At 40.6% G+C, this 2,099-nt stretch carries 1 protein-coding gene; it reads left to right on the forward strand.

Annotation, left to right across the window (positions count from 1 at the left end):
- Positions 1 to 303 precede the first annotated feature (303 nt).
- Complete coding sequence (locus KDK16_RS10120; RefSeq protein ID WP_257275941.1) at positions 304 to 1,467, forward strand: hypothetical protein; 1,164 nt, start codon at positions 304 to 306, stop codon at positions 1,465 to 1,467.
- Positions 1,468 to 2,099 lie beyond the last annotated feature (632 nt).

Consider the following 2,099-nt stretch of genomic DNA (forward strand, 5'->3'; position numbering starts at 1 on the left):
GTAGTATTAATCGGCATTCCCTCATCCAGGGAAAGAGGTTTGCTCATTGTATACGACAAATATCAGGAGTAAGTCAGCGAGATCCACTATCTTGAAGTTTTTAAACTCAAAATACCTCAAGATGATGGAACCCGCTGATCTACTCATTAAGCAATTTAGAACCTGTCTGGAATAAGACGAGTGTCGACTGAATGTTCTTGCTTATCTTCTGCATAAACCCAGAGCAACCTTTATTCGAGGTAAACTTTCCGCTCCCCGGCAGGATGAAATTGTGAATACAGTGAAAGGGCTGGGGCTTGTGTTATGAGCAACATTCAATTTCTGGAAGTTTTATCTATGCGAAATTTTAATGTTCTACTTGGCGCATTGCTGCAAATCCATACTTGGGTATTACTATTACTACTGCCCCTGGCTTCAGAAGCTACGGCAAACAATAACAAATATAAAGTATTTAAAACGCCAGCTGATTCTTCTGTCAGCTTTCAGATAGTTCAGGATAACGCCACTCATGTTATTTGCCTGGGAGCCCGTACCTCTCATGTTGAGCTATTTACCAGTATTAGCTGTCTGAAAAGGCTGAAAATTCATGAAGATTCAGGTGATGAAATTCATGTACTGTCAAAAAGAGGTGAGGATTATGGAGGCATACGATTTGTCTCTGAAGAAGTAATAACAGGTTCAGAGGCTGGAAAGTTAACGACAGTTCTCTTGAGTTCTGCCGGTAGGCCAAACAATCGTTGGCCAAGAATTGACAAAGAAGATTATGTTTCAGATATACCAATATCGGTACAAAGTTATTCTCCATATACAGGTAATGATGAACGCAAACAGCATAGGGCAAATGACTGGCTGCTTAGTGGATGCCAGAATGAGCAATGCGCTTTACAAAACGATGACAACCTAAACTTGAGTGACGGTGAAGCTATTTTTCGGAACGAGAAATTGTTGTGTGTGAATGCGTCAGGGCACTGCAACATGGCAAGATCAGTAAAGAGAATTAACGATGGTTCATGCAAGTTGAAATGCTTCCAGTGTTTGGTCACTGATTCGGATGTTTGTATTGAAGGTTCTGGTAGTGGAACCTGTATCAACCAAAAAACACAGCAGATATGTGATTATGGTGCTTTTCGTAGAAAAAAAGGTGATATTGATTGCCCATGGGGTTACTGCTCAGTTATTAGTTGTCCGGCAGGTTATAATCCACCTGATTCTCCGGATACCTGCGAGTGTAAGGCTTTCTTTGGTTTTCGGGATCATTCGCTCCACCAAAAAAACTGCACCTCTTTGCACCCGGACAACTGTATTGATACCACTGGTAATTGTCCACAATGTCACGACGAAGATGATAACGATCACTTGATGGGTATACTTGTCGGTAGCTTGGCTGTTCTCTGTGTAGTGATTCCAACTACTTATTGTTTGTATAAAAATCGCCACCATTTCGGATATAAAAAATTAGGCAATTGAGGTTATTATGGTTTGCAATAGGTTTTCTCAGTTAATAAAACGCTGATACATAGACCTGTGACAGCAGTAACATTTTCCTGAATAAAAAAGCACGATTAATAAAGCGCGCTTTTATCAAAACAGAGAGCATTAGCATGATGAAAGCTAAGTCAAGTCACCAAAAAGACAGAATAAAAAATATCACTTTTTATTCTGTCTTGATTTGCAGTTGTATCAATCACTCAGCTTTTGCAGAAACTGATACTGAAGATGGAGTTTTATCCAATCTTGTGTACTTCCAGCCCCAAATTTACATTCCGGAGAAAGCTCAGCCTTGCCAAAGCATTCGTGTTTCAGATGACCCTATATTAACCTCGACAGCGTGTTACAAGAAAATATTTCATATGACGAGACAGGCACTACAGCGAAAGATATCTGCAACCTGCAAGGACGTGAAGAGCTGCTTTCAGAAATCAACTTACGTATTTGGGGCAAGGAACCTAACCCAGAGTAGCCCAACCAGATCCCCAGAAGCTTCCAAAAAATCTCAAGATGAGTAACCGCTTTTCACCACCCCGGTTGATATTTACCTAAAACCTGCCGTCCAGATTTAATGCCTTGTAAGGAAGTTTCGGATAATTGACGACCTTGAC

It is taken from the genome of Endozoicomonas sp. SESOKO4, assembly GCF_024606275.1.